We start from the raw sequence: 24,631 nt of genomic DNA, 5'->3' as shown, positions 1-24,631 counted from the left end.
GCGACCTTCGGCCGCGTGTCCTCAATCGCCGGACGGGCTGGAAGCGTCGTCGCCGAAGAGCTGCCGCCGCGTCGAGCGGTAGTTCGTCCGGACATGCGCCAGTGAGCTCTCCCTCGCCCGACCCGCATCCCCCGACGCGATCGCCTCGTACAACTCCCTGTGCTCGCACAGGAGTTGCGGCCAGTCCTCGTTCCGGCGCGTCAGCCACCGCAGTCGCCCGTCCACCGGGTCCATCACCGACATCAGCAGGCCGTTCCCCGCCATCTCCAGGATCCGCTCGTGGAAGCGGGTGTTGATCTCCGTGATCGCCTCCGCGTCCGCAGTCCGCGTCGCAGCCGCCGCCCGGTCGAGCAGACCCCGGAGCTCGGCCAAGCCCTCGGGCGTCGCGCGCTCCGCCGCCAGGCCCGCCGCGTAGACCTCCAAGGCCTCCCGCAGTTCGAAGAGTTCCTTGACGTCGACCCGCGTCAGCGTCCGCACCACCAGGCGCCGCGGCGTCTCGAAGGTGACGAAGCCCTCCGTGACCAGTGCCCGTACCGCCTCGCGCACCGGCACCCGTGACACCCCGAACCGCTCCGCGAGTTCGCGCTCGACCAGGCGGTCGCCCGGCCGCATCCGGCCGCTGATGATGTCCTCGCGCAGCCCGGCGAGCACCCGTTCGCGTACGGCGCCGAGCGCGGTCGCCGTCACGGGTTCTGCCGTGGTCATCTCCGTCATCTCCCCATCTTCGCCGAGGCGGACGGTGTTTTACCCAGCCGTAACCGCGCGGACATTGCGGGCCGCCATCAGGAGCGGGAGCATGTCGCAACGTTTGGTATACCAAACAAACCCCCAGGGAGGCTCCCTTGTCCGCCGCATTCGTCCCCGATCCACGCCTCACCAACGAAGACCTCGCACCCGCCACCGAGCGCAAGTGGAAGGTCTACGACCTCTTCGCCATGTGGATGTCCGACGTCCACAACCTCGGCAACTACACCTTCGCCGCAGGGCTGTTGGTCCTCGGTCTCAACGTCTGGCAGATCTTCACGTCACTCCTCGTCGGCTTCGTCCTGATCTACCTCGGGATGAACATGATGGGCCGCATCGGCCAGCGCCACGGGGTCCCCTTCCCCGTCGTCAGCCGCATCAGCTTCGGCGTCTGGGGCGCCAACATCCCCGCCCTCATCCGCGCCGTGATCGCCATCATGTGGTACGGAATCCAGACCTACCTCGCGTCCGTCGCCGTCAACGTGATGCTCCTCGCCGCATCCCCCGGCCTAGAGTCCTGGACCAAGCACTCATTCCTCGGCCTCGACGCCCTCGGCTGGGTCTCCTTCCTCTCCCTCTGGGTGCTGCAGGCGCTGATCATCACGCGCGGCATGGAGGCCGTCCGCAAGTTCCAGGACTTCTGCGGGCCCGCGATCTGGCTCGTCATGATCGCGCTCGCGCTCTGGGTGCTCTCCAAGGCCGGCTGGACCCTCTCCCTCACCAGCACCCCGCACCCGGTCTCCACCGGTGAGCAGTTCCGTCAGTGGTTCGGCGCGATAGGACTGATCCTCGCCACGTACGGCACCCTCATGCTCAACTTCTGCGACTTCTCCCGCTTCGCCCCCGACCAGCGCACCGTCAAGCGCGGCAACTTCTGGGGCCTGCCCATCAACTCGACCGCCTTCGTCATCGTCTCGGTCATCGTCACCGCGGGCTCCATCGAGGTCTTCGGCGAGGCCATCACCGACCCGGCCCTGCTCGTCGCCAAGGTCGGCAACACCTGGGTCCTGGTCCTCGGCGCGCTCACCTTCGCGATCGCCACCATGGGCGTGAACATCGTCGCCAACTTCGTCTCACCCGCGTACGACCTCGCCAACGTCTGGCCGCAGAAGATCACCTTCAAGATCGGCGGCCTCATCAGCACGGTCGCCGCGCTCCTGGTCACCCCGTGGAACCTCTACTCCAACCCCAACGTCGTCAACTACTTCCTCGGCGGCCTCGGCGCCTTCCTCGGCCCGCTCTTCGGCGTGATCATGCTCGACTACTACTGGGTGAAGCGCGGCCGCGTCGACACCGCCCAGCTCTTCGACGCCTCGCCGGATTCCCCGTACTACTACCGCAAGGGCGTCAACCCCAAGGCGCTCTGGGCCTTCCTGCCCTCCGCCGCCGTCGCCGGGGTCTGCGCGCTCGTCCCGTACTTCAGCGACGCCGCGCCCTACTCCTGGTTCATCGGCACCGCGATGTCCGCCGTCCTCTACGCGGCGCTCTGCCGCTCAGAGCGCACGGCCACACCCGCAGCCGTCCCGGTCCCCGAGCCCGCCCTGGAGGTCTGAGGCGCGTGCGCATCGTCGTCACCAACTGCAACACCACCCGGTCGATGACCGACGAGATCGTACGAGGTGCCCGGGGAGCAGCAGGCCCGGGCACCACGATCACCGGACTCACCCCGGCCTGGGGACCGGAGTCGGCGGAGGGCTGGCTGGACAGCTATCTCTCCGCCGCCGCCGTCCTCGACACCCTGCGCCTCCATACGGAGACCGCGCAGGAGCCGTACGACGCCGTGGTCATGGCCGGGTTCGGCGAGCACGGGCGCGAGGGCGCCCGCGAGCTCCTCGACGTCCCCGTCGTCGACATCACCGAGGCCGCCGCCCACTTCGCCTGCCTCCTCGGCCGGCGCTACGGAGTGGTCACCACCCTCGACCGCGCGTGCGGGCAGATCGAGGACAGTCTCTACGCGGCCGGGGTCGGCGCCCACTGCGCCGCCGTCGTCGGCACCGGGCTCGGCGTCCTCGACCTCGGCGACGAGCAGCGCACCACGCGCGCCTTCGTTGCCGCGGGGGAGCGGGCCAGGGACGCCGGGGCCGAGGTCCTGGTGCTCGGCTGCGCGGGCATGACCGGGCTGCAGGCCACGGTCGGCGCGATGCTCGGGATGCCGGTGGTCGACGGGGTCGCCGCCGCCGTACGGCTCGCGGAGTCGCTCGTCGCGCTCGGCCTGACGACGAGCCGCGTCGGCGCGTACGCCAAGCCCCTCACCAAGCGGCGCACCTGGAGCGCACCCCCCGGCAGGTCCTAGTCCCATCGGCCCCCCGTCCGTACACCGATATCCCGATGCAACAGCCGCACACCAACTGCGACCATTACCCCCATGCCGCAGACCCGCACGGAAGACCTCCGCATAGCCCCCAGACCCGCACCGACCCGCACCTGGCTCGTCGTTCTCGCCGCCTGCGCGGGACAGTTCCTCGTTGTCCTCGACGTCTCCGTCGTCAACGTCGCACTCCCCTCCATGCGCTCCGACCTGGGCCTCAGCGCCACCGGCCTTCAGTGGGTCGTCAACGCCTACGCGATCGCCTTCGCCGGGTTCATGCTGCTCGGCGGGCGCGCCGGCGACCTGTTCGGGCGCAAGCGGATGTTCCTCGTCGGGCTCGGGCTCTTCACGCTCGCCTCGCTCGCGGGCGGACTCGCCCAGGAGGGCTGGCAGTTGCTCGCCGCCCGCGCCGTGCAGGGGCTCGGGGCGGCCGTCCTCGCGCCGTCCACGCTCACCATCCTCACCTCCGCGGTCCCCGAGGGCGCGGCCCGTGCGCGGGCCATCGCCACGTGGACCGCGGTCGGCGCGGGCGGCGGGGCCGCGGGCGGTCTTGTCGGTGGGGCGCTCACCGACTCGCTGTCCTGGCGGTGGGTGCTGCTGATCAACGTGCCGATCGGGGCGCTCGTCTTCGCAGGGGCCTACCGCTGGATCACCGAGAGCAAGGCCGGGGCGAAGAGGCGGCTCGACCTGCCCGGCGCCGTACTGGTGACGGCGGGCGCGGCGACTCTCGCGTACGGGATCGTGCAGATCGAGGCCGAGGGCTGGGGCGCTGCGGCGACCCTCGTCCCGCTGGCCGCCGGACTCGCGCTGATCGCGCTCTTCCTGCTGGTCGAGGCCCGTACGAAGACACCGCTGATGCCGCTGAAGCTCTTCACGGTGCGCTCGGTCGCCGCCGCGAACGCGGCGATGTTCGTCTGCGGCGCCGGCAGCTTCGGCATGTGGTTCTTCATGACGCTGTACGCCCAGAACGTCCTCGGCTACACCCCGCTCGGCGCCGGACTCGCCCTGATCCCCAGCTCGTTGAGCGTCGTCGCGGGCTCGAAGTTCGCGCCGCGCATCATGCCGGTCATCGGCGCCAGGAACGTCGCCGTCATCGGTGTGCTGATCACGGCCGCCGGGTTCGGCTGGCAGTCGACGATGACCGCGCACGGCGGTTACGTCACCTCGATCATGCTCCCCGGCATGGTGATGATGGCGGGCGCGGGCCTCGCGATGACCCCCCTCGCCTCGCTCGCCACCTCGGGCGCCGACCCGGGCGACGCGGGCCTCGTCTCCGGACTGGTCAACACCTCGCGGACGCTGGGCGGCGCGCTCGGCCTCTCCGTGCTCTCGACGGTCGCGGCATCCCGTACGGGCACGAGCACCACCGCCGAGGCGCTGACCGCCGGATACGCGCTGGCGTTCCGCTGGGGCGGGTTCATCCTGCTCGCCGGGGTCGTGGTGCTGATGCTCTGGATGCCGCGAACAGTGGCCAACAAGCGCTAGAGCCAGCCCTGTTGACGGGCCGCCCGCACCGCCTCCATGCGGTTGCGGGTGCCCGTCTTGCCGATCGCCGACGACAGGTAGTTCCGTACGGTCGACTCCGACAGATGCAGCGTCCCCGCGATGTCGGCGACCGTCGCCCCGTCCACCGAAGCGTTCAGTACGTCGGCCTCGCGCGCGGTCAGCGGGCTCGGACCCGCACTGAGCGCGGCTGCCGCCAGCGCCGGGTCGATGACCGTCTCGCCCGCGAGCACCCGGCGGATCGCCTCCGCCAGCTCCTCCACCGGGCCGTCCTTGACCAGGAATCCGGCCGCCCCCGCCTCCATCGCCCGCCGCAGATATCCGGGGCGGCCGAAGGTGGTGAGGATCAGCACCCGGCAGTTCGGGGCCTCGGCGCGCAGGTCGGCGGCGGCGTCCAGGCCGGTGCGGCCGGGGAGTTCGATGTCGAGGAGCGCGACGTCGGGGCTGGAGGTGAGCACCGCGTCGACGATCTTGTCGCCTCTGTCGACCTGCGCGACGACCTCGATGTCCTCCTCCAGCCCGAGCAGCAGCGCCAGGGCGCCGCGCATCATGCCCTGGTCCTCGGCGAGAAGTACTCGGATCATGCGCGGGGCTCCATCTCTGCTGATTCTGCTGAGGTGTTCGCGGGTTCTACGGGCAGTACGGCCACCAGCCGGAATCCCTTGCGGGGCCCGGGCCCCGTCGTCAGTGATCCGCCCGCCGCCGCCAGGCGTTCGGTGAGGCCCTTCAGCCCGCTGCCGGGGGCGTCCGAGCCTACGCCGCGACCGTCGTCGGTGATCATCAGGCGCACGCGTTCCGAGGAGCCGTCGACGGTGATCTCGCAGCGGCTCGCCTTCGAGTGCCGGATGGCGTTGGTGGCGGCCTCCCGTACGACCCAGCCGAGCAGCGCCGCCGTCTGCGGTTCCAGGGGCGGACCCGACTGCCGTACGACGGGCTCGATGCCCGCGGCGAGCAGCGCCGACTCGGCCCGCTCCAGCTCCTGGGCGAGGCTGGCGTCGCGGTAGCCGGTGACCGCCTCGCGGATCTCGGTGAGCGCCTGACGGCCGACGGACTCGATGTCGGCGACCTGGGCGAGCGCGGCGTCGATGTCGCGCGGGGCGAGGCGGCGGGCGGCCTCGGACTTCACGACGATCACCGAGAGGGTGTGGCCGAGGAGGTCGTGCAGATCGCGGGAGAACCGCAGCCGCTCCTTCTCCACGGCGATACGCGCCAACTCCTGCCGTGTGGACCGCAGTTCGACGACGGTCTCGGAGAGGGCCATGAGCGCCGCGGTCACCGCGCCCGTGATGAAGGTGGTGTATCCGAGGGTCCACGGCTCCCACGGACTGTCCCCCTCCATGCTCGCGAGCCACCCCGCCGAACCGGCCAGGACCACCAGGGTGATGCCGAGCCGCCGGTCGCGCAGGCTGGTGCCGACGGCGAGCGAGAGCAGCGGGAAGTAGAGCAGCCAGACATCTCCGTAGGCGATCGCGAGTCCGTACGTGATGCCGGCCATCGCGCCCAGCAGATACAGCGTGGTGCGGCTGGTCCGCTTCTCCTTGACGAAGGCGCGGAAGGCGATGGAGATGTAGAGGGAGTTGAAGGCGAGGAGGCCGATGCCGCCGATCCACGGGTTCGAGGTCTTGCCGTTGATGAGGTTGGAGAAGGAGCCCAGGCCGAGCAGCAGCCACGGCAGGAGGGCGTAGCCGTTGGGTGGCCCCGGATGCTGTTCTTCTTTGCTGAGCTTCCTGCGCCCCGTCAGCTTCGGCAGCTTCGGCATGGTCTCTCCCGTTGGTGCGGTCCCGGCGGAACCGTATGCGATCACCGTACGGAGCAGGGCGCGCGGTGCGGCAGATGCGCTTGTACGGAGACCGGCAGGACAAATGTCATGGCGGAGCACGGCGGGAGCGCGGCGGGAAACAGTGGATCTGACGTGGTGTCAGGAGTCTTCACAACTCCCGGGGGGTGCGTTATACATAGGGCCCATCGGCTAGAACGCGTTCTAGAACGGGCGCGGGAGAGCCGATCCGTATGCGACCTCGGTGCGGCCGACGGTGCGGACGGTCGCACCGAGGTCTTCCAGCCGTAGCACCCGTACGAGCACGTCAAGGAGCCTTGAGTCCATGCCGATTGATGCAGCGAAGGCCGTCGCCGCCGAACCCCGATCGAGCGAGATCAGCTGGGACCACAAGGACGTCCAGCTCTACCACCTGGGCGTCGGCGCGGGCCTCCCCGCCACCGACCCCGACGAACTGCGCTACACCCTCGAATCCCGCCTCCACGTCCTGCCCAGCTTCGCCACCGTCGCGGGCGCGGGCATGGCGCTCGCGGGCGGACTGTCCGCACCCGGCGTGGACGTCAACCTCGCCCACGTCCTGCACGGCGGCCAGCGCGTCGAGGTCCACCGCCCGCTCCCCGTGAAGGGTGCCGCGGTCTCCACCTCGAAGGTCCAGGCGGTCTACGACAAGGGCAAGGCGGCCGTCATCGTCCTGCGCTCGGAGGTCGCCGACGACGAGGGCCCGCTCTGGACGAGCGACTCGCAGATCTTCGTACGCGGCGAGGGCGGATTCGGCGGCGAACGCGGCCCCTCCGCCCGCACCGAAATCCCCGCCCGCGACCCCGACCGGACCGTGGACCGCCCGATCCGCGAGGACCAGGCGCTGCTCTACCGCCTCAGCGGCGACTGGAACCCGCTGCACGCCGACCCCGAGTTCGCAAAGCTCGCCGGCTTCGACCGGCCGATCCTGCACGGACTGTGCTCGTACGGGATGACGCTCAAGGCCGTCGTGGACACGGTCCTGGGCGGAGACGTCGCCCGCGTCACCGCGTACAGCACGCGCTTCGCCGGGATCGTCTTCCCCGGCGAGACCCTGCGGATCCGGATGTGGCAGTCGCCGGGCCGCGTCCAGGTCACGGTCGCGGCGGTCGAACGCGACGAGGCGCAGGTCCTCGCGGACACGATCGTCGAGCACTCCTGAACCAGCTTCGAACCAGCCCTGTTCCGCACCCGAAGGGAGCCGCGCCATGCGCGCAGCAGTACTGCACGAGATAGGCCAGGACAAGCTCGAAGTCCTCGACGACGTCGAGGCGGTGGGCTTCGGCCCCGGCAAGGTGAAGATCAGGGTCAGGGCGACGGGCCTGTGCCACTCGGACGTCTCCGCGATGAGCGGCGTCCTCCCGCAGCCCGCCCCCTTCATCCCCGGCCACGAGGGCGCGGGCGAGATCCTGGACGTCGGCGACGGCGTGACCCACGTCAAGCAGGGCGACCGGGTACTGATCTGCTGGCTGCCCGCCTGCGGCGTCTGTCCGGCCTGCAAGCGCGGCCAGACCCAGCTCTGTCTGGCCGGCTTCATGAACGCGGGCACCCCGAACTTCAAGCGCCCCGGCGGCGATGTCTTCGGCTTCGCCGGGACCGGCACCTTCACCGAGGAGGTCGTCGTCGACGCCGGGTGCGCGGTGCCGATCCCCGACGACGTGCCGTTCGAGATCGCGGCCCTCATCGGCTGCGGAGTGACGACCGGCCTCGGCGCGGCCATCAACACCGCGAAGGTGGAAGCCGGTTCGTCGGTCGCCGTCATCGGCTGCGGCGGCGTCGGCATCTCCGCGATCCAGGGCGCGCGGCTCAAGGGCGCGGCCCAGATCGTCGCCGTCGACCCGGTCGCCTCGCGCCGGGAGGCCGCCCTGCGCTTCGGCGCGACGGAGGCGGTCGCCCCCGACGCGCTCGGCGACGCCAAGCAGCGCATCACCGCGGGCGAGGGCTTCGACTACGTCTTCGAGGTCGTCGGCAAGTCCGCGACCGCGCGCACCGCGTACGAGACGACGCGGCGCGGCGGCACGCTCGTCGTGGTCGGCGCGGGCGCGATGGACGACAACCTGCAGCTCAACATGTTCGAGCTGTTCTTCGACGAGAAGCGGATCCTGCCGTCCATGTACGGCGGCGGGGACGTGCTCCGTTCGTACGAGCGGGCCATCGCCCTGTGGCGGGCGGGCCGCATCGACCTCGAATCCATGATCACCCACCGGGTGTCGCTCGCCGAGATCAACGACGCCCTGGCGCAGATGCGTACGGGCGAGGCGCTGCGCACCTGCATCGAGATCTGATCTCTGATCCGACCTGAGGGGAACTCCACGCATGTCTTTGCCACTTGAGGGCCTGTCCGCGATCGTCACGGGCGCGGGGAGGGGCCTCGGCCGCGCCGAGGCACTCGAACTCGCCCGCCTGGGCGCTTCGGTCGTCGTCAACGACTTCGGCCAGCCAGGACGTGACGGCTCGGGGGAGGCCTCGGCCGCTCCGGCGGAGGAGGTCGCCGCGGAGATCCGGGCGGCGGGCGGACAGGCGGTCGCCCACCTAGGCGACGTCGCGGACCACGAACAGGCCCGCGCGCTGGTGGAGTTGGCGATCAGTACGTACGGGAAGCTCGACATCCTGGTCAACAACGCGGGCATCCTCCGCGACCGGATGATCTTCTCCATGAGCGAGGCGGAGTGGGACACGGTGATCCGGGTCCACCTCAAGGGGCACTTCAACACCACCCACTTCGCCTCGGTGCACTGGCGCGAGCGGTCCAAGGCGGCGGGGGCCCCGGTCTACGGCCGGGTCGTCAACACCTCCTCGGAGGCGTTCCTCGCGGGCTCGGCGGGCCAGCCGAACTACGCGGCGGCGAAGGGCGGCATCGTGGGCCTGACGACGTCGACGGCGCTGGCGCTGGGGAAGTACGGGGTCACGGCGAACGCGATCTGCCCGAGGGCCAGGACCCGTATGACGGAGGACGTCTTCGCGGGCTTCGCGGAGCCGGGTGCGGGGGAGCTGGACGCGCTCGCCCCCGAGCACGTGTCCCCGCTGGTGGGCTACTTGGCGTCGCCGGCGGCGGCGAAGGTGAACGGGCAGCTGCTGGTGGTGCACGGCGGGATGGTGGCGATCGTGGACCGCCCGAAGGTGGCGGCGAAGTTCGACACGGCGAAGGAGGCGTTCACGTACGAGGAGCTGGACGGCGTGTTGTCCTCGTACTACGAGGAGCGCCCGTCCGGGGAGACGTTCGCGGCGTCGGAGGTCCTGGGCCTGAAGAAGGGCTGACCCCCGCTGGGGCTCCGCCCCAGACCCCGCTCCTCAATCGCCGGAGGGGCTTGATTTGCCCAGGTGGGCATTTCCAGCCCGTCCGGCGATTGAGGACACGCGGCCGAAGGTCGCGTACTGGGGGTGCAGGGGGCGCAGCCCCGTTCAGCTCACCCCCGACACCCTCCGCTCCCCTTCGCGCCGGTGCCGGCCATGCGCCTCCGACGTCGACGCCTCCGTCGACGCCGCGCCCCCTCGATGCTTGCCTGAGCCGTCGGTTCCGCCCCGGTTGATGGTCGCGGCGGCCGTGTCGGTTCCGGTTTCGGACATGATGACGAATCACCCCGTGTGATCGCTTACGTATGCGTGCAGGCCGAAAGTCTAGTCAGCCCCCAACCGCCCCGTCAGAGGCGCCTGCTGCAACGGGACGGGCTTGCACACAGCAGGAGCCTCCTCAGCCTCGGACGGTTCCTCACCTGCGGCTTCCGCTTGTGAGAGTTCCGTGATCATGACGCTCAGATCGTCCACCGGCGGCTCCACCTCCACCACCCCGTAGTCCACATCCCCCTGTGCGTACGGCAGCCTCAGCACCCCCTCCCGCGTCCACAGCCCCGCCCCCGTCAACCACCCGACCGGCGCCGCGAGTTGATGCAGCCGCCGCCCCGCAGGGCGCCAGACCCCCACCCAGCTCCCACCCCCGCCGTCGATCCGCAGCGCCACCCCACAGCTCTCCGGCATCAGCACCTGCCCGGGCTGCACGGCGAAAGGCGACATCACCGCGTCCTCCACCCGCAGGCACTCCGGAAACCGCACCGGCCGCGCCGACCCGAGCACCCCCCACCCCAGCCGGTCCTCCCCAGGCGCGTCCGACCGTACGAGCAGCAGCCCGCTGTCGGGATCCGCCAGCAGCAGACGGTCGTTGCTGTCCTCCGCGATCTGCAGCAGCGGCGAGACCTCCCCGCCCCGTTCCAGATCGACCGCCACCGCCTTGGTCACCCCGTCCAGCTCCAGGTCCAGCGCGAGCATCCGCCCGGCGCGGTCCAGCCAGACCCCGCCCGAGCACCGCCCCGGCACCTCCGCCACATGTTCGGGCCCGAACGCCCCGCCCGCGACCAGCCAGACCGCCGTCGACTTCTCGCCGACCGCGAGCCCGTACGCCAACTCCCCGCCCGGCGCGGGCGCCAGCAGCGTCAGCTCCTCGCACTCCACCGCGCCCAGCTGCAGTTCACCGGTGCCGGGCCCCGTCGGATACAGCAGCGAGAACGCGTGCCGCCCCTCCACGAACCGCCGGATCAGCACCCGCCCGTCCGCCAGCGGCAGCACCTCCGCGCCCGGGTCCTCGGGCTGGGCGCCCGGCAGCTGGACGACGTACGGCTCGGGCCCGTCGAGCGTCCACCGCTCCGGGCACCATGCCTCCGTCGCCGCGTCCCTCCGCGCCAGCCGTGCCGCGTAGGACCCGTCAGCCGCGATCGTGAGACCCGTTCCTTCACCGGTCTCGATGGCCAAGGCCGTCATCGTGTCGGTCACCTCCGGCCCCGAAGCTAGTTTTCGTACGGCCGGGCGAACCGCACGAGTCGCCCCACTTCACACATAAGGGTGGCCGTCCATCGATTCGCCTGAGGGGGAGGGGGCGGGTGTGCTGTGCACGAATCGGGGCAGTTAAGGTAAGGCGAACCTAAGAAAACACTGTCAGGAGCCTGTGATGTCCCTACGCCGCCGCGGAACCGCCGCAGCCGCCCTCGCCGTCGTCGGAGCGATCTCGCTCGCCGCCTGCTCCAGCGGCGACGACAGTGCGGGCTCCGGCTCCAAGGGAGGCGCCGACAGCAAGGCCGTCGCCCAGGGCGGCAAGGACTTCGGCGACGCGGCCGCGAAGACCGCGGCGCTCGGCACGGACGCCAAGGCAGGACAGTTCCCGCGGACCGTCACCCAGGCCATGGGCAAGACCGAGATCAAGGCGCAGCCCAAGCGGGTCGTGGTCCTGGACGTGGGCGAGTTCGACAACGTCGTGTCCCTCGGCATCAAGCCGGTCGGCTACGCCCCGACCGAGGGCAGCGTCGGCATCCCCAGCTACCTCAAGGCGGACGCGGGCAGCCCCAAGAACGTCGGCACGATCAACAACCTCAACCTCGAGGCGATCGCCAATCTCCACCCGGACCTGATCCTCGGCAGCCAGCTGCGCGCCGCGGACAAGTACGACGAGCTCTCCAAGATCGCGCCGACCGTGTTCTCCATCCGCCCGGGCTTCACCTGGAAGGAGAACTACCTCCTCAACGCGGCCGCGCTCGACAAGACCGCCGAGGCGAAGACGAACCTGGCGGCGTACGAGACGAAGGCCAAGAAGCTCGGCACGGACATCGGCCCCAACAAGCCGACCGTCTCGATGGTCCGCTACCTCCCGGACAAGATCCGCCTCTACGCCCAGGCCTCCTTCATCGGCACGATCCTCAAGGACTCGGGCATCCCGCGCCCCAAGAACCAGCAGATCAACGACCTCGCGGTCGAGGTCAGCCCCGAGAAGATCGACTCCGCGGACGCCGACTGGATCTTCACGGGCGTCTACGGTCCCCCGAAGGCCACCAAGCGCGACACCACCCAGTCCAACCCGCTGTGGAAGAACCTCAAGGCGGTCAAGGCCGGCCAGGCCAAGGACGTCCCGGACGAGACCTGGTACCTCGGCCTCGGCGTGACGGCGGCCGACAAGGTCCTCGACGACCTCCGCGCCTTCCTCGTCAAGTAAGCAGCACCGGCCGTCCCGGCAGGCGGGGCACGGAGCGCAGGTAACCTGTACTCCGTGCCCCGTCTGTCTGAAGTCCTCTCCGCGCTCGACGCCCTGTGGCCCCCCGAGCGGGCCGAATCCTGGGACGCCGTCGGCACGGTCTGCGGAGACCCGGACGCGGACGTCACCACGGTCCTCTTCGCCGTCGACCCCGTGCAGGAGATCGCCGACGAGGCCGTCAAGCTCGGCGCCCAGCTGATCGTCACGCACCACCCGCTCTATCTGCGCGGTACGACGACGGTCGCGGCCACCACCTTCAAGGGCCGCGTCGTGCACACCCTGATCAAGCGGGACATCGCCCTGCACGTCGCCCACACCAACGCGGACACCGCCGACCCCGGCGTCTCCGACGCCCTCGCGGACGCCCTCGGCCTCCGGGTCGTACGCCCCCTGGTGCCGGACGCGACCGACGCTTCGGGCCGTCGCGGCCTCGGCCGTATCTGTGAGCTCGACCACCCTCTCCCGCTGCGGGACTTCGCCGCGCAGGCCGCCGCACACCTCCCCGCCACCGCGCAGGGCATCCGCGTGGCCGGTGACCCGGACGCTCTTGTCCGTACGGTCGCGGTCTCCGGCGGATCCGGCGACAGCCTCTTCGACCAGGTGCGTTCCGCCGGAGTCGACGCCTTCCTCACCGCGGACCTGCGCCACCACCCGGTGTCGGAGGCCCGCGAAACATCTCCTCTCGCGCTGATCGACGCCGCCCACTGGGCCACCGAGTGGCCCTGGTGCGAGCAGGCCGCGGCACAGCTCGACGAGATTTCCGACCGGAACGGATGGGGTCTTCGCACCCATGTCTCCCGTACGGTCACAGACCCCTGGACAGCACACCACTCATCTCCTGGAGCCCCCAACTGAACGCCGCCCACGCCGACCAGATCCGCCTCCTCGACGTCCAGGCCCTCGACGTACGCCTGTCGCAGCTCGCGCACAAGCGCAATTCGCTGCCCGAGCACGCCGAGATCGAATCCCTGACCAAGGACCTCACCCAGCTGCGCGACCTGCTCGTCGCCGTGCAGACGGAGGAGTCCGACACCGCACGCGAGCAGACCAAGGCCGAGCAGGACGTCGACCAGGTCCGTCAGCGCGCCGTACGCGACCAGCAGCGCCTGGACTCGGGTGCGGTCACGTCCCCCAAGGACCTGGAGAACCTCCAGCGCGAGATCGTCTCCCTCGCCAAGCGCCAGGGCGACCTCGAGGACGTCGTCCTGGAGGTCATGGAGCGCCGCGAGTCCGCGCAGGAGCGCGCGACCGAGCTCACCGAGCGCGTCTCCGCGGTCGAGGCCAAGACGGCCGACGCCACGTCGCGCCGTGACACCGCGGCCGCCGGCATCGACGCCGACGTCGCGACGGCCACCAAGGAGCGCTCGGTCGTCGCCGAGTCGGTCCCGGCCGACCTGCTGAAGCTGTACGAGAAGCTGCGCGAGCAGCAGGGCGGCGTGGGTGCTGCCCGGCTCTACCAGCGCCGCTGCGAGGGCTGCCGCCTGGAGCTCAACATCACCGAGGTGAACGAGGTCAAGGCCGCGTCCCCCGACACGGTGCTGCGGTGCGAGAACTGCCGCCGCATCCTGGTCCGTACGGCCGACTCGGGGATCTGATGCGGCAGTTCGTCGTCGAGGCCGACGGCGGCTCCCGGGGCAACCCGGGTCCCGCCGGCTACGGCGCGGTGGTGCTCGACCCGGTGACAGGCGAGCCCCTCGCGGAGGCCGCGGAGTACATCGGGGTCGCCACGAACAACGTGGCCGAGTACAAGGGCCTGATCGCGGGCCTCAGAGCGGCAAAGGCGCTCGACCCCGAGGCGAAGGTCCGGGTCCGGATGGACTCGAAGCTGGTGGTCGAGCAGATGTCGGGCCGCTGGAAGATCAAGCACCCGGACATGAAGCCCCTGGCGGCGGAGGCGGCGACGATCCTGCCGCGCGCCCAGGTCACGTACGAGTGGATCCCGCGAGAGAAGAACAAGCACGCGGACCGCTTGGCCAACGAGGCGATGGACGCGGGCAAGAAGGGCAAGCAGTGGGAGCCGTCGGCGTCCACGGCGGCCCTGGACGTGGGCGACCCGGTGGCCGGCGCGGCAAAGGCGCGGGCGGCGATGGCCCCTCGTACGACTGAAGCCGCTGCCCCGCCGGTGGGCTGGGCGGCCCCGGCGGACCTCGGCGCCCCGGCGACGTTCGTCCTGCTCCGGCACGGCGAGACGGCGCTGACCCCTGAGAAGCGTTTCTCGGGCAGCGGGGGAACGGACCCGATGCTGTCGGCGGCGGGCCGCACCCAGGCCGAGCGAGCCGCAAAGGCACTCTCCGCACGAGGCACGATCCAGGCGGTCGTGACGTCCCCCCTGGTCCGCTGCCGCGAGACGGCGGACGTGGTGGCGACGGCCCTGGGCCTGCCGGTCACGGTCGAAGAGGGCCTGCGCGAAACGGACTTCGGGGCGTGGGAGGGCCTGACGTTCGGCGAGGTGAGGGAGCGGTACGCGGACGACCTGGACGCGTGGCTGGCCTCCCCGAAGGCGGCCCCGACGGGCGGCGGAGAGAGCTTCGCGACGGTGGCGAGGCGGGTGTCGACGGCGCGGGACAAGCTGGTGGCGCGCTACCAGGGCAAGACGGTCCTGCTGGTGACACACGTGACGCCGATCAAGACGCTGGTACGGCTGGCGCTTGGGGCTCCGCCGGAGTCGCTGTTCAGGATGGAGCTGTCGGCGGCGTCGGTGTCGGCGGTGGCGTACTACGCGGACGGCAACGCGTCGTTGAGGCTCCTGAACGACACGAGCCACTTGCGCTGACGAGGACGGCGGGGGTGCTGGGGTTTCCCCGTCCCCCGCCGTAAGCGGCCTTCGGTCGCTTGTCCTCAAACGCCGGACGGGCTGGAGATGAGCGCCGCCGCCTCCCGCGCCAGCGCCTCCACCCGCGCCCAATCCTTCGCAGCAATCGCATCCGCCGGAAGCATCCAAGTCCCGCCCACGCAGCCCACATTGGGCAGCGCCAGATAAGAAGGCGCCGACCCGAGCCCGATCCCCCCGGTCGGACAGAACCGTGCCTGCGGCAGCGGCCCGCCCAGCGACTTCAGATACGGCACCCCACCCGCCGCCTCCGCCGGGAAGAACTTCATCTCGTTCACGCCCCGCTCCAGCAGCGCCACAACCTCCGAGGTGGTCGACACCCCAGGCAGGAACGGCACCCCCGACCCCCGCATCGCGTCGAGCAGTGCATCCGTCCACCCCGGGCTCACCAGGAACCGCGCCCCGGCGCCCACCGCGGCCTCGACTCCCGCAGCGGATATGACGGTTCCGGCACCCACCACGGCCTCGGGGACCCCGTCCGCGATGGCCCGTATCGCATCCAGGGCCGCATCCGTCCGCAGGGTGACCTCGATCGCGGGCAGCCCGCCCGCGACCAGCGCCCGCGCGAGCGGGACGGCATCGGCGGCGTCGTCGATCACGACAACAGGAACAACGGGCGCAAGGTCCAGCACGGAAGTCATGGCGCCATCCTGCCTGGCACACCACGCCATACGCAACGCCCGTTGCGCCCTCCGCAACAGGCCTAGTGGATCTGATCCACCAGCACATCCAGAGACCACGCCTGCCCACCCTTGCCCGGAGCCGACGCCTCCACCACGTACCCCAGCTCCCGCAACACCTCCACCAGCTCCGCAGGCCCACCGGGCGCCGCCCCCGCCACCAGCAGATCCCGTACGATCCGCCCCTTCGTGGCCTTGTTGAAGTGGCTGACGACCTTCCGGGTCGGCGCATGCAGCACCCGCACGGAAGCGGTCCGCCCGGCAACCTCCCCCTTCGGCTTCCACGCGGCCGCATAAGCCCCCGACCGCAGATCAAGCACAAGCCCACCCCCCGCGGCCTCCGGCATCACCTCCGCCATGGGCCCCCGCCAGAAAGCCCCGAGCGCCCCGAGCCCCGGAAGTTTGACGCCCATGGAGCACCGGTACGAAGGAATCCGGTCGCCCACCCGCACCGCCCCCCACAGCCCGGAAGAAATCAGCAGCGCCTTCCCGGCCCGCCGCTTGGCCGCCGCGTCCAGCGTCGCGAGATCCAGTGCGTCGTACAGCACACCCGTGTAGATCTGCCCCGCGGGCCGCGCCCCCGCGGTCCGCAGCTCCACGTTCTTCGCGACCTCGCCCCGCAGCCCCTCGCTCAGCCCGAGCACCTCGCGCGCCTTCTCCTCGTCGCCCGCGCAGAGCTCCACCAGGGAGTCCAGCACCACCGCCCGTGCCTCGGTCAGCCCGGGCAGCGACAGCGACTCCAGCTTCAGGGGCGCACCGGACCCACTCGCGGCCTTACCCTCCGACGGCGGCAAGAGCACCAGCACGGCTTGTCTCCTTCATGTACGTACCTACGACAACAACCGCCGCCAGCGTAAAGGTGCCGGGCGCCCCCACCCGCAATACGCTCGCCCCATGCCCAGCCGCCATATGCACATGACCGGCCCCGACGACGCCCCGCTGCGGGCCGCCCTGTGCGAGCTGCGCACAAAACTCGAGCTCCCCGACGACTTCCCGCCCGAGGTACTCGCCGAGGCGGAACGATCCGCCAAGTCCCCGCGCCTGCCCGCCCGCGACGCGACGGACATCCCCTTCTTCACGGTCGACCCGCCGACCTCCCGCGACCTCGACCAGGCGATGCACCTCGCTCGTACGCCCACGGGCTTCCGCGTCCACTACGCGATCGCCGACGTGACCGCCTTCGTGACCCCCGGCGGCGCGATCGACGCAGAGGCGCACCGCCGCGTGACGACGCTCTACTTCCCCGACGCGAAGGTCCCCCTCCACCCGCCCCTCCTCTCCGAGGGCGCGGCGAGCCTCCTCCCGGACCAGCCGACCCCGGCGCTGCTCTGGCAGATCGACCTGGACCACGACGGCAGCACGACGGCGACCCACGTGGAGCGCGCGCTCGTACGCAGCCGGGCGAAGCTCGACTACGAGACGGTCCAGCACCGCATCGACGCCGGCACGGCCGAGCCCCCGATCGCCCTCCTCGCCGACATCGGCCACCTCCGCGAGGCGCTGGAGGTGGCGCGGGGCGGCATCTCCCTGAACGTCCCCGAGCAGGAGATCACCGAACAGAACGGCACCTACGTCCTCGGCTACCGCACCCCGCTCCCCGCCGACGGCTGGAACGCCCAGATCTCCCTCCTCACCGGCATGGCGGCAGCGGACCTGATGCTCACGTCAGGCACGGGCATCCTCCGTACGCTCCCCACGGCCCCCGACGGCGCGGTCTCGCGCCTGCGCCGCTCGGCGAAGGCGCTGCGCATCGACTGGCCGCACCACGTCCCGTACTCCCGGCTGATCCGCACCCTGGACCCCAAGAACCCGCGTCACGCGGCCTTCCTCCAGGAGTGCACGACGCTGCTGAGGGGCGCGGGCTACACGACGTTCACGAACGGCGAGCGCCCGGACCCCGCCACCCACGCGGCGGTGGCGGCCCCCTACACCCACTGCACGGCACCCCTGCGCCGCCTGGTCGACCGTTACGCGGGCGAGCTGTGCCTGGCGGCGGTGGCCGGGGAGGAACCCCCGGAGTGGGTGACGGCGGCCCTCCCCGACCTCTCCCAGGAGATGGCGGACGGCACGCGCCGCGCCAACTCCGTGGAGCGCGAGTGCGTGGACATCGTCGAGGCGGCGCTGCTCAAGGACCGGGTGGGCGAGACGTTCGACGCGTACGTGGTGGACGTGAAGGAGCAGGACCCGACCGCCGGCACGGTGCACCTGGAGGACCCGGCGGTGGTGGCCGCGATCAAGGGCGGCACGGCGAAGCTGCCGCTGGGGGAGCGCCTGCGCGTACGGCTGACGCAGGCGGACCCGGGTGCGGCGAAGGTGCAGTTCGCCCCGGCGTGATTCCAGTCCCTTGACAGGCTAACGCCGTTAGCCGCACACTCATGGCTAACAGCGTTAGCCACTGCCGCAGGAGGCCAGCCATGAGTGCGACGACGACCACCACCACCACAACCACCACCGCATCGGTCCTCAGGACCACCCGCCGCACCGCCTGGCTGGTGAACGCCCTGTTCTGGTCGGCGTTCGCGGTCCTCGAAGCCGTCAACCACGGCTGGATCGCCGGCCTCTTCGCGCTCGCCTTCTTCATCGCCCCGGACCTGACGATGCTGGTCGGCGTCTCGGACGCCCCGCGCCCGGCCCACGGCCAACTCGCCCCGCGCGCCGTCCCGTTCTACAACGCGGCCCACCGGGCGCTGGTCCCGTTGGCGCTCATGGCGCTCTACACCTTCACGCCCCTCGCCTGGGCGCCGATTTTTGCGGCTCTGTGCGGCTGGCTCGCCCACATCTCGTACGATCGCGCCTTCGGCTACGGCCTGCGCTCCGAGGAAGGCTTCCAGCGTGCCTGACCCCACCCCCGCCCCCACCCGCGCCCAGCAGATCACCGCGGCGGCGCGGACCCTCCTGGAGACGGAGGGCCCGGACGCCCTCACGATGCGCCGGATCGCGGAAGCGGTCGGCATCAGGGCCCCGTCCCTCTACAAGCACTTCCCCGACAAGCAGGCGGTGGAGGCGGCGCTCAAGGCGGAGTCGCTACGGGAAACGGCGGAGGCGCTGGAAGCGGCGGAGGCCCGCACACCGGGCTCCTTCGCGGCCCTGGCCGCCGCGTACCGCACGTACGCCCTGGCCCACCCCCACCTCTACCGCTTGGCCACGGACCGCCCCCTGGAGCGCGAGGCGATCGCCCCGGGCCTGGAGAACCGCGCAGCGGCACCGCTCTTCCGGGCCGTGGGCGGCGACGAACACGTGGCCAGGGCGGCGTGGGCGTTCGCGCACGGCATGGTGATGCTCGAACTGACGGGCCGCTTCCCCGCCGACGCGGACCTGGACAAGGCCTGGGCGACGGGCGCCGAGGCATTTCGGGCGGAGAACTCCGACGGCGCCCCGTGATCGTGTGCCACGATCGAGGGAAGAACTCCCATCTCACGGACGGTGGATCACGCGATGTCCCAGTCTGGCGAGCGACCGAGGAAGGGGCGTGACGACATGACTGCCATGCCGCATGAACCGCTCACGCAGGCGGATGTCCTGCTGGAGGGCTTCCTGGCGCTGGATACGCCGGAGGGCTTCCGGGCCGAGCTGATCGAGGGGGAGATTGTCGTGACGCCGCCGCCGGATGGGGATCATGAGGACTACATCGGCCTGATCGTGACCCAAGTGATCAGGAAGTCCCTGACAGACATGCAGTTCTCCGGGAACAAGGGCCTCAAGCTCAGGAGCGGCGGAGGTTGCCCCAAGAACCACGCCATCCCCGACGGCACCTTCGCCCCCACCGCGCTGCGCCTGTTCCGGGGTGCGGAATCCTGGATGCCCTGCGACGGGGTGGCGCTGGTCGTCGAGGTCACTTCGACCAAGCCGAGGGCGGACCGGGAGGACAAGCGCCGGTGCTACGCGCGGGGCGGCATCCCCCTCTATCTCCTCGTAGATCGTGAAGCCTCCTCGCTCACGCTCTTCAGCGACCCCGAGGCGGACGACTACCGCCAGCACTGCACCCTTCCCTTCGGGAAACCGCTGTCGATCCCCGACCCCTTCGGCTTCGACCTGGAGACAGCCGCCTTCGTCTGAGGCGCCCGGTCCAGCCGGTAGCATGGTCGTTACGGCGGACGAGCCGGCTGGACGGCCGCGTGGGGATCTTCGGATCCTCCCGAGGAACGTCCGGGCTCCACAGGGCAAGGTGGTGGCTAACGGCCACCCGGGGTGACCCGCGGGACAGTGCCACAGAAAACAGACCGCCGAGGGCTTCGGTCCTCGGTAAGGGTGAAACGGTGGTGTAAGAGACCACCAGCGCCTGAGGTGACTCAGGCGGCTAGGTAAACCCCACCTGGAGCAAGGTCAAGAGAGGCCGTCGGAAGACGGCTTTGCGCGGACGATCGAGGGCTGCTCGCCCGAGTTCGCGGGTAGACCGCAGGAGGCCGGCAGCAATGCCGGTCCTAGATGGATGGCCGTCTCCCCGGCGACCGCAAGGTCACCGGGCGACAAAACCCGGCGTACAGGCCGACTCGTCCGCCACTCAAGGCCGCTGATCAGTGAATGTGCTGGTCAGGGGCCTTTACTGTGCCCGCCTGCTTGAGTGCCGCGACGAGGGCCGGGGCGTCGTCCGCGTGGAACCGCACCACGCGCGCGTGTCCTCGCATTCCCAGCGGTCTGACGAAGGGTATGGGTGTCGTCAGGTCGATCCTCACGTTCGTCTGGCTGCCCACGATGATGTCCAGCACCTCGTCGGTCAGCTGGAAGTGGCTGCCCTCCGGGTAGCGCCGGTCCACGCGCGCGTTCACCACGTCCTCGGGGCGTATCCGCAGATCGAAAAGCGCTCCGTACCGGATCCTCAACGAGCCGTCCGCGCCCACCACATGGGGTCGTGTCACGCACGCCGCGTGCAGGCCGAGGAGCTGCACGACCGTGTAGACGTCGAGGAACAGCACCAGCGCGTGGACCAGCGGCCACGGGATCAGGAAGGCGAGGGCCACCGTCTCGACGACCGCCACGAAGAGGAAGCCGAACAGCATCGCGGTCTGTGGCGCGGTGTACGCGATCGCATGATCGCCCGGGCCGACCCCGTCCTTGCGCCGGACGATCCACAGGCCCAGGCTGCGGAAGGCCTTGAACTCGTGGAGGGTGAGGCGCCATGCGATCTGTCCGGCTCGTTTGGCTTTCATTGATTCCCCCGGGCTCGGTCGGCCAGGCGCTCCATCAGGCGTCGTACGACCGCCTCCTGGGCGGGCGCGAAATCCGCCAGCAGCGCCTCGCCGTAGGGATGGTCCCGCGTCGCCTCGCTCGCGCCGCCGAACAGGTCGACCACGGCTTCCGGGACGCTTGCCGCGAACTCGTCGGCCAGTGGCCGGATGCGCGGGTCGTCGGGCGAGGCGTCCGCGAGGTCGTCGAGGCGTACGTACAACTCCTTGACCCGCGCCGTGAGTTCGGGGTCCGCAGCGAGCGGGCGCAGCGCGGCGATCAGGCGGTCGCGCTCCTCGGGGGCGGCCAGTGAGTCGATCAGCGTCAGATGCTCGCGGTCCTTCGCGGCGGTCGCTGAGCCGCTCGGCGAGAACGCCGAGAGCAGCTCCGTGAGGCCCGGTGACAGCGGCCCCTCCGCGGGCAGCGTGCCCTGCCGCGCCTGATCGAGGAGTACGCGGAGCTGTGCGCGCCGTTCCCCGATCGCGGCCTCCTGGCGGGCCAGGTCCGCGTCGAGCTCCTCCAGGACCTCGGCCAGTTCGCGCCCCTCGTCGTCGGCGAGCACATCACGTACTTCGGGGAGTCCGAGCCCGAGCTCGGTCAGGCGTCTGATCCGGGCCAGGGAGACGGCGTGCCGTACGCCGTAGTCGCGGTAGCCGTTGGGGAGCCGCTCGGGCTCGGGCAACAGGCCGAGGTGGTGGTAGTGCCGCACGGCGCGGGGGGTGACCCCGGCGAGTGCGGCGATCTCGCCGATTCGCATGAGGCCCAGTAGAAACCCTGACGCTGCGGCAAGGTCAAGCGACCCGCGCGGGGCCTACGGCAGCCAGCCCGCCTCGCGGGCGATGCGGATCGCGTCCACCCGGTTGCGGGCGAGGAGCTTCGTCACCACCGTCGTGAGGTAGTTGCGTACGGTGCCCGGGGCCAGATGCAGGTGCCGGGCGATCTCGCCGGCTTCGAGCCCCTCCGCCGCCAGCCGCAGCACCTCCGTCTCGCGTTCCGTCAGCGGGTTCTCCGTGGCACCCCAGGCGGTCAGCGCCAGTTGGGGGTCGATCACCCGGTGTCCGGCCGCCACCCGGCGTACCGCCTGGGCCAGTTCGCGCGGTGGGGCGTCCTTGAGGAGGAAACCGTCGACCTGGGCGCCGAGTGCGCGGCGCAGGGTGCCGGGGCGGCCGAGGCTGGTGAGGATCAGGGTGCGGCACTCGGGGAGCCGGACCCTGAGCTGGGCCGCGGCGCTCAGGCCGTCGAGTCCCGGCAGGTCGATGTCGATGATCGCGACGTCGGGACGGCAGGAGAGTGCGGTCTCCACGATCTCGTCGCCGCGCTCCAGTTCGGCGACCACTTCGAGGTCGTCCTCCAGGCCGAGCAGCGCCACCAGAGCTCCGCGCACCATGTGCATGTCCTCTGCCAGCAGGAGGCGAAGGCGAAGGGTCACCGGACGGACTCCTTTCCGGCGGCCGGCGTCGCGGCGTCGAAGGCCGGGGCCTCGGCGACGAGCCGGAAGGTGTCGTCGGGGCCGCGGAAGGTGCTCAGTTCGCCGGAGATCTCGTGCATCCGGGCGGCGAGGTTGCCGAGACCGCTGCCGCTGTGCGCGGACGGGTCGCGGTAGTCGGGGTCCACGCCGTTGTTCTCGACACACAGCCGGATCCGGCCCTCCTCCTGCACCGCCTCGATCAGACAGCGGTCGGCCTTGGAGTGCCGCAGCAGATTGGTGACGGCCTCGCGGAGTACGGCAGCGAGCACGGTGCCGGCCTGCCGGCTCATCGTCCCCAGCCGCAGGTCGACACGGATGTCTACCTCCGCTGCAGTCAACAGGCCCTCAGCAGAGGTGAGTTCATCGGTCAAGGACATGTCGCGCAGCCCTCCGGCGACCATGCGCACATCGGCCAGCGACTGCCGGGAGATGACCAGCACGTCGCGTACCTCGGAGAGGGCGCGCTGCGGATGGGACGTGACCAGACGGTGGATGAGCTCGCTCTTCAAGGTGATCGCGGAGAGGCTGTAGCCGAGCAGATCGTGCAGGTCGCGTGCGAACCGCAGCCGTTCCTTCGTGACGGCCATCCGGGCCAACTGCCCCCGGGTGTCGTGCAGTACGTGCACCAGCTCGGCCAGCCGGGTCAGTCCGAACACCACCACACCGGTCAGCCAGGTGGACTGGCACATATAGACGCTTTCCAGCACCGGACGCCCCTCCAGGAGGGGTGGCAGCAGCATCATCAGGCCCACTGCGCCGAAGAGCGGCCAGGCGACACGCGACGGCAGCAAAAGCAGCAGTGAGCCGGCGAAGAACCCGGCCATGCCGCCCCAGGCGGCCTTGAAGACAAGGAGGGGGAGGAACGTCAGAAGCGCCTGGGTCCCGAGGGTGACCAGTCTCTGGCGCGGGGGGACCCGGTTCGCTTCGGGACGCGAGTGCCGGAGCTGCAGCGCGAAGATGACGGCCACACAGGTCAGCGCCACCAGGTCTGGCACCACACCCAGGCCGAGGCTGATGACGTTGAGCATCGAGATGACCAGGAAGCTCAGCATCGCGGCCAGGAGGATGCCCTGGGCGAGGCGCGGCGCGGGAGTGTTGATCTGCTCCGACTCCGGGCGATCCGCGGCCAGTTCGGAACCGTCCTGTGACGACATCGTCCTGCTGGCCCCCTCCGCCCGCACGCTGAGAGGGATCATAACCGCGAGACCGTGAATTCTTCATGATCCAGCATGTGACGAATGCACCCCGGACCCGGGACGACAGCACTGGGCCGCGACCGGCATCGGATGACACCGTCGACAACGTGGTGTCATCGAGAGCCAGTTGGGAGCTGATGGTCGGTCATGTTGGACTTTCGTGTTCTCGGGCCTGTCGGCCTGTGGTCCGACGGGGTGGAGGCCCCGGTGGGTGGTTGCAAGCAACAGTCTTTGCTGGCAGCCCTCTTGCTGGCCGACGGCTGGATCGTGTCGGACTCCGACCTCGGCGGGGTGCTGTGGGAGCGGAGGCCTCCCGCCACGTACCAGGCGCAGATCTACACCTACGCGTCGCGGCTCAGGGGGCATGTCCACGGCGGTGCGAGGATCACTCGGTGTGGCCGGGGATACCGTTTGGAGAGGGAGGGCGCCCGTTTTGATCTGGACGACTTCTGCCAACTGACCAGGGAGGCACATTCGTTGATGCGTACGGAACGGATCGCTGAGGCGGCGTCGCGCTTCCGGTCGGCACTCGGGCTGTGGAGCGGCCCCGCTCTCGCAGGGGTGACCGATGCGCTGGCCGACAACGAGCGGCCCCGTGTCGACATGGCGCGTACGGAAGCGCTGGAGGGTCGCATCGAGGCGGACCTGCGGCTGGGGCGGCACCACGAACTGGTGGGAGAACTCACGCAGTTGGTGCGTGCGCATCCGTGGCGGGAGTCGTTCCGGGCGAAGCTGATGATCGCTCTGCATCGAAGCGATCGGCAGGCCGAGGCGTTCGAGACCTTCCGCGCCGGGTGCGTTCTGCTGCGGGAGCAACTCGGGGTCGACCCGGGCCCGACCTTGCGCGGCGCCCATCACGCCATCCTGGCCGACGACTTCGCACCGGTGCTTCCCTGACGGTGAAACGCGAGGGGGCGGGATCCTTCAAGGA

At 70.6% G+C, this 24,631-nt stretch carries 26 protein-coding genes and 1 other RNA gene; 16 read left to right on the top strand and 11 right to left on the bottom strand.

Going from position 1 to position 24,631, the window contains the following annotated elements:
- Window positions 1-21: 21 nt before the first annotated feature.
- Complete coding sequence (locus OG707_RS09980) at window positions 22-705, bottom strand: GntR family transcriptional regulator (RefSeq protein ID WP_443071304.1); 684 nt, start codon at window positions 703-705, stop codon at window positions 22-24.
- A 137-nt stretch (window positions 706-842) separates the two neighbouring features.
- On the opposite strand from OG707_RS09980, the gene OG707_RS09975 reads away from it, so the two are divergent.
- The 3 genes from OG707_RS09975 (at window position 843) to OG707_RS09965 (ending at window position 4,537) form a co-directional block, all read left to right on the top strand.
- The gene (locus OG707_RS09975) at window positions 843-2,297 is read left to right on the top strand and encodes an NCS1 family nucleobase:cation symporter-1 (RefSeq protein ID WP_329116579.1); all 1,455 of its coding nucleotides are present in this window, start codon (window positions 843-845) and stop codon (window positions 2,295-2,297) included.
- Window positions 2,298-2,302: 5 nt separating this feature from the next.
- Window positions 2,303-3,037, top strand: coding sequence for an aspartate/glutamate racemase family protein (locus OG707_RS09970; RefSeq protein ID WP_329116577.1), 735 nt, complete (start codon window positions 2,303-2,305; stop codon window positions 3,035-3,037).
- 72 nt (window positions 3,038-3,109) lie between these two features.
- Window positions 3,110-4,537, top strand: a complete 1,428-nt coding sequence (locus tag OG707_RS09965; protein WP_329116575.1) for an MFS transporter — start codon at window positions 3,110-3,112, stop codon at window positions 4,535-4,537.
- Here the strand turns inward: OG707_RS09965 and OG707_RS09960 are convergent.
- The 3 genes from OG707_RS09960 to OG707_RS09950 form a co-directional block, all read right to left on the bottom strand.
- Window positions 4,534-5,139 carry a response regulator transcription factor gene (locus tag OG707_RS09960; RefSeq protein WP_329116573.1) on the bottom strand — a complete coding sequence of 202 codons (606 nt, stop codon included), beginning with the start codon at window positions 5,137-5,139 and terminating at the stop codon, window positions 4,534-4,536. The genes OG707_RS09965 and OG707_RS09960 overlap by 4 nt on opposite strands.
- On the bottom strand, window positions 5,136-6,314 hold the full coding sequence (locus OG707_RS09955; RefSeq protein ID WP_329116570.1) for a sensor histidine kinase: 1,179 nt from the start codon (window positions 6,312-6,314) through the stop codon (window positions 5,136-5,138). The genes OG707_RS09960 and OG707_RS09955 overlap by 4 nt, the downstream gene beginning before the upstream one ends.
- 222 nt (window positions 6,315-6,536) lie before the next feature.
- Window positions 6,537-6,659, bottom strand: coding sequence for a hypothetical protein (locus OG707_RS09950; RefSeq protein WP_329116569.1), 123 nt, complete (start codon window positions 6,657-6,659; stop codon window positions 6,537-6,539).
- Here OG707_RS09950 and OG707_RS09945 point away from each other — a divergent pair.
- Genes OG707_RS09945 through OG707_RS09935 form a run of 3 tightly spaced genes read left to right on the top strand, consistent with a single transcriptional unit; the run spans window position 6,658 to window position 9,608 of the window.
- Entirely contained in the window at window positions 6,658-7,512 is an 855-nt protein-coding gene (locus OG707_RS09945) for a MaoC/PaaZ C-terminal domain-containing protein (protein ID WP_329116567.1), read from the top strand. The genes OG707_RS09950 and OG707_RS09945 overlap by 2 nt on opposite strands.
- A 46-nt stretch (window positions 7,513-7,558) precedes the next feature.
- Entirely contained in the window at window positions 7,559-8,635 is a 1,077-nt protein-coding gene (locus OG707_RS09940) for a Zn-dependent alcohol dehydrogenase (protein ID WP_329116565.1), read from the top strand.
- A gap of 31 nt (window positions 8,636-8,666) precedes the next feature.
- The gene (locus tag OG707_RS09935) at window positions 8,667-9,608 is read left to right on the top strand and encodes a 3-oxoacyl-ACP reductase (RefSeq protein WP_329116563.1); all 942 of its coding nucleotides are present in this window, start codon (window positions 8,667-8,669) and stop codon (window positions 9,606-9,608) included.
- Between the two features lie 360 nt (window positions 9,609-9,968).
- Here the strand turns inward: OG707_RS09935 and OG707_RS09930 are convergent, their stop codons facing one another.
- Window positions 9,969-11,102 carry a hypothetical protein gene (locus OG707_RS09930; protein ID WP_329116562.1) on the bottom strand — a complete coding sequence of 378 codons (1,134 nt, stop codon included), beginning with the start codon at window positions 11,100-11,102 and terminating at the stop codon, window positions 9,969-9,971.
- A 187-nt stretch (window positions 11,103-11,289) separates the two neighbouring features.
- Between OG707_RS09930 and OG707_RS09925 the strand changes: the two genes are divergently transcribed.
- From OG707_RS09925 to OG707_RS09910, 4 genes are read left to right on the top strand one after another with little or no spacing between them, the layout of a single operon-like run.
- The gene (locus OG707_RS09925; protein ID WP_329116560.1) at window positions 11,290-12,324 is read left to right on the top strand and encodes an ABC transporter substrate-binding protein; all 1,035 of its coding nucleotides are present in this window, start codon (window positions 11,290-11,292) and stop codon (window positions 12,322-12,324) included.
- A 54-nt stretch (window positions 12,325-12,378) separates the two neighbouring features.
- On the top strand, window positions 12,379-13,218 hold the full coding sequence (locus OG707_RS09920) for a Nif3-like dinuclear metal center hexameric protein (RefSeq protein WP_329116558.1): 840 nt from the start codon (window positions 12,379-12,381) through the stop codon (window positions 13,216-13,218).
- Window positions 13,215-13,958: a zinc ribbon domain-containing protein gene (locus OG707_RS09915; protein ID WP_329127699.1), complete on the top strand. Its 744-nt coding sequence runs from the start codon at window positions 13,215-13,217 to the stop codon at window positions 13,956-13,958. Before OG707_RS09920 ends, OG707_RS09915 begins: the two co-directional genes overlap by 4 nt.
- Complete coding sequence (locus OG707_RS09910; RefSeq protein ID WP_329127698.1) at window positions 13,958-15,136, top strand: bifunctional RNase H/acid phosphatase; 1,179 nt, start codon at window positions 13,958-13,960, stop codon at window positions 15,134-15,136. Before OG707_RS09915 ends, OG707_RS09910 begins: the two co-directional genes overlap by 1 nt.
- A 65-nt stretch (window positions 15,137-15,201) precedes the next feature.
- On the opposite strand, the gene eda is transcribed toward OG707_RS09910, so the two are convergent.
- Together eda and yaaA are read right to left on the bottom strand one after the other, a co-directional pair.
- Entirely contained in the window at window positions 15,202-15,834 is a 633-nt protein-coding gene (gene eda / locus OG707_RS09905) for a bifunctional 4-hydroxy-2-oxoglutarate aldolase/2-dehydro-3-deoxy-phosphogluconate aldolase (RefSeq protein ID WP_329116556.1), read from the bottom strand.
- Window positions 15,835-15,896: 62 nt separating this feature from the next.
- On the bottom strand, window positions 15,897-16,679 hold the full coding sequence (yaaA, locus tag OG707_RS09900; protein ID WP_329116554.1) for a peroxide stress protein YaaA: 783 nt from the start codon (window positions 16,677-16,679) through the stop codon (window positions 15,897-15,899).
- 88 nt (window positions 16,680-16,767) lie between these two features.
- Here yaaA and OG707_RS09895 point away from each other — a divergent pair, with 88 nt between their 5' ends.
- From OG707_RS09895 to rnpB, 5 genes are all read left to right on the top strand, one after another.
- On the top strand, window positions 16,768-18,207 hold the full coding sequence (locus OG707_RS09895; protein ID WP_329116552.1) for an RNB domain-containing ribonuclease: 1,440 nt from the start codon (window positions 16,768-16,770) through the stop codon (window positions 18,205-18,207).
- An 80-nt stretch (window positions 18,208-18,287) separates the two neighbouring features.
- Window positions 18,288-18,713, top strand: coding sequence for a DUF4260 family protein (locus OG707_RS09890; protein ID WP_329116550.1), 426 nt, complete (start codon window positions 18,288-18,290; stop codon window positions 18,711-18,713).
- Complete coding sequence (locus tag OG707_RS09885) at window positions 18,706-19,254, top strand: TetR/AcrR family transcriptional regulator (protein ID WP_329116548.1); 549 nt, start codon at window positions 18,706-18,708, stop codon at window positions 19,252-19,254. The genes OG707_RS09890 and OG707_RS09885 overlap by 8 nt, the downstream gene beginning before the upstream one ends.
- Before the next feature lie 105 nt (window positions 19,255-19,359).
- Window positions 19,360-19,929, top strand: a complete 570-nt coding sequence (locus OG707_RS09880; RefSeq protein ID WP_329127696.1) for a Uma2 family endonuclease — start codon at window positions 19,360-19,362, stop codon at window positions 19,927-19,929.
- A 39-nt stretch (window positions 19,930-19,968) separates the two neighbouring features.
- Window positions 19,969-20,370, top strand: an RNA gene (gene rnpB / locus OG707_RS09875) — RNase P RNA component class A.
- 17 nt (window positions 20,371-20,387) lie between these two features.
- Here rnpB and OG707_RS09870 read toward each other — a convergent pair.
- Genes OG707_RS09870 through OG707_RS09855 form a run of 4 tightly spaced genes read right to left on the bottom strand, consistent with a single transcriptional unit; the run spans window position 20,388 to window position 23,658 of the window.
- Complete coding sequence (locus OG707_RS09870) at window positions 20,388-21,020, bottom strand: hypothetical protein (RefSeq protein WP_329116546.1); 633 nt, start codon at window positions 21,018-21,020, stop codon at window positions 20,388-20,390.
- Window positions 21,017-21,793 carry a MerR family transcriptional regulator gene (locus OG707_RS09865; RefSeq protein WP_329116544.1) on the bottom strand — a complete coding sequence of 259 codons (777 nt, stop codon included), beginning with the start codon at window positions 21,791-21,793 and terminating at the stop codon, window positions 21,017-21,019. The genes OG707_RS09870 and OG707_RS09865 overlap by 4 nt, the downstream gene beginning before the upstream one ends.
- Before the next feature lie 54 nt (window positions 21,794-21,847).
- A complete protein-coding gene (locus OG707_RS09860; protein WP_329127695.1) occupies window positions 21,848-22,429 on the bottom strand; it encodes a response regulator transcription factor in 582 nt (193 codons plus the stop codon).
- A gap of 32 nt (window positions 22,430-22,461) precedes the next feature.
- Window positions 22,462-23,658: a sensor histidine kinase gene (locus OG707_RS09855; protein ID WP_329116542.1), complete on the bottom strand. Its 1,197-nt coding sequence runs from the start codon at window positions 23,656-23,658 to the stop codon at window positions 22,462-22,464.
- A 273-nt stretch (window positions 23,659-23,931) separates the two neighbouring features.
- Between OG707_RS09855 and OG707_RS09850 the strand changes: the two genes are divergently transcribed.
- Complete coding sequence (locus OG707_RS09850; protein ID WP_329116540.1) at window positions 23,932-24,597, top strand: AfsR/SARP family transcriptional regulator; 666 nt, start codon at window positions 23,932-23,934, stop codon at window positions 24,595-24,597.
- The last annotated feature ends 34 nt before the right edge of the window (window positions 24,598-24,631 follow it).

It is taken from the genome of Streptomyces sp. NBC_01465 (genome assembly GCF_036227325.1).
Classification (GTDB): Bacteria; Actinomycetota; Actinomycetes; order Streptomycetales; family Streptomycetaceae; genus Streptomyces.
The sequence above is the reverse complement of the archived record's forward strand: the minus strand, read 5'-3'. Positions and strand labels throughout refer to the sequence as shown.

What these genes read in the sequence shown, in the direction of transcription:
- OG707_RS09855 (WP_329116542.1), bottom strand. Translation starts at nt 23,658, where the DNA reads ATGTCGTCACAGGACGGTTCCGAACTGGCCGCGGATCGCCCGGAGTCG.
- OG707_RS09935 (WP_329116563.1), top strand. Translation starts at nt 8,667, where the DNA reads ATGTCTTTGCCACTTGAGGGCCTGTCCGCGATCGTCACGGGCGCGGGG.
- OG707_RS09860 (WP_329127695.1), bottom strand. Translation starts at nt 22,429, where the DNA reads ATGCACATGGTGCGCGGAGCTCTGGTGGCGCTGCTCGGCCTGGAGGAC.
- OG707_RS09895 (WP_329116552.1), top strand. Translation starts at nt 16,768, where the DNA reads ATGCCCAGCCGCCATATGCACATGACCGGCCCCGACGACGCCCCGCTG.
- OG707_RS09965 (WP_329116575.1), top strand. Translation starts at nt 3,110, where the DNA reads ATGCCGCAGACCCGCACGGAAGACCTCCGCATAGCCCCCAGACCCGCA.
- OG707_RS09955 (WP_329116570.1), bottom strand. Translation starts at nt 6,314, where the DNA reads ATGCCGAAGCTGCCGAAGCTGACGGGGCGCAGGAAGCTCAGCAAAGAA.
- OG707_RS09945 (WP_329116567.1), top strand. Translation starts at nt 6,658, where the DNA reads ATGCCGATTGATGCAGCGAAGGCCGTCGCCGCCGAACCCCGATCGAGC.
- OG707_RS09865 (WP_329116544.1), bottom strand. Translation starts at nt 21,793, where the DNA reads ATGCGAATCGGCGAGATCGCCGCACTCGCCGGGGTCACCCCCCGCGCC.
- OG707_RS09870 (WP_329116546.1), bottom strand. Translation starts at nt 21,020, where the DNA reads ATGAAAGCCAAACGAGCCGGACAGATCGCATGGCGCCTCACCCTCCAC.
- OG707_RS09880 (WP_329127696.1), top strand. Translation starts at nt 19,360, where the DNA reads ATGCCGCATGAACCGCTCACGCAGGCGGATGTCCTGCTGGAGGGCTTC.
- OG707_RS09960 (WP_329116573.1), bottom strand. Translation starts at nt 5,139, where the DNA reads ATGATCCGAGTACTTCTCGCCGAGGACCAGGGCATGATGCGCGGCGCC.
- eda (WP_329116556.1), bottom strand. Translation starts at nt 15,834, where the DNA reads ATGACTTCCGTGCTGGACCTTGCGCCCGTTGTTCCTGTTGTCGTGATC.
- OG707_RS09890 (WP_329116550.1), top strand. Translation starts at nt 18,288, where the DNA reads ATGAGTGCGACGACGACCACCACCACCACAACCACCACCGCATCGGTC.
- OG707_RS09910 (WP_329127698.1), top strand. Translation starts at nt 13,958, where the DNA reads ATGCGGCAGTTCGTCGTCGAGGCCGACGGCGGCTCCCGGGGCAACCCG.
- OG707_RS09980 (WP_443071304.1), bottom strand. Translation starts at nt 705, where the DNA reads ATGACCACGGCAGAACCCGTGACGGCGACCGCGCTCGGCGCCGTACGC.
- OG707_RS09930 (WP_329116562.1), bottom strand. Translation starts at nt 11,102, where the DNA reads ATGACGGCCTTGGCCATCGAGACCGGTGAAGGAACGGGTCTCACGATC.
- OG707_RS09940 (WP_329116565.1), top strand. Translation starts at nt 7,559, where the DNA reads ATGCGCGCAGCAGTACTGCACGAGATAGGCCAGGACAAGCTCGAAGTC.
- OG707_RS09925 (WP_329116560.1), top strand. Translation starts at nt 11,290, where the DNA reads ATGTCCCTACGCCGCCGCGGAACCGCCGCAGCCGCCCTCGCCGTCGTC.
- OG707_RS09950 (WP_329116569.1), bottom strand. Translation starts at nt 6,659, where the DNA reads ATGGACTCAAGGCTCCTTGACGTGCTCGTACGGGTGCTACGGCTGGAA.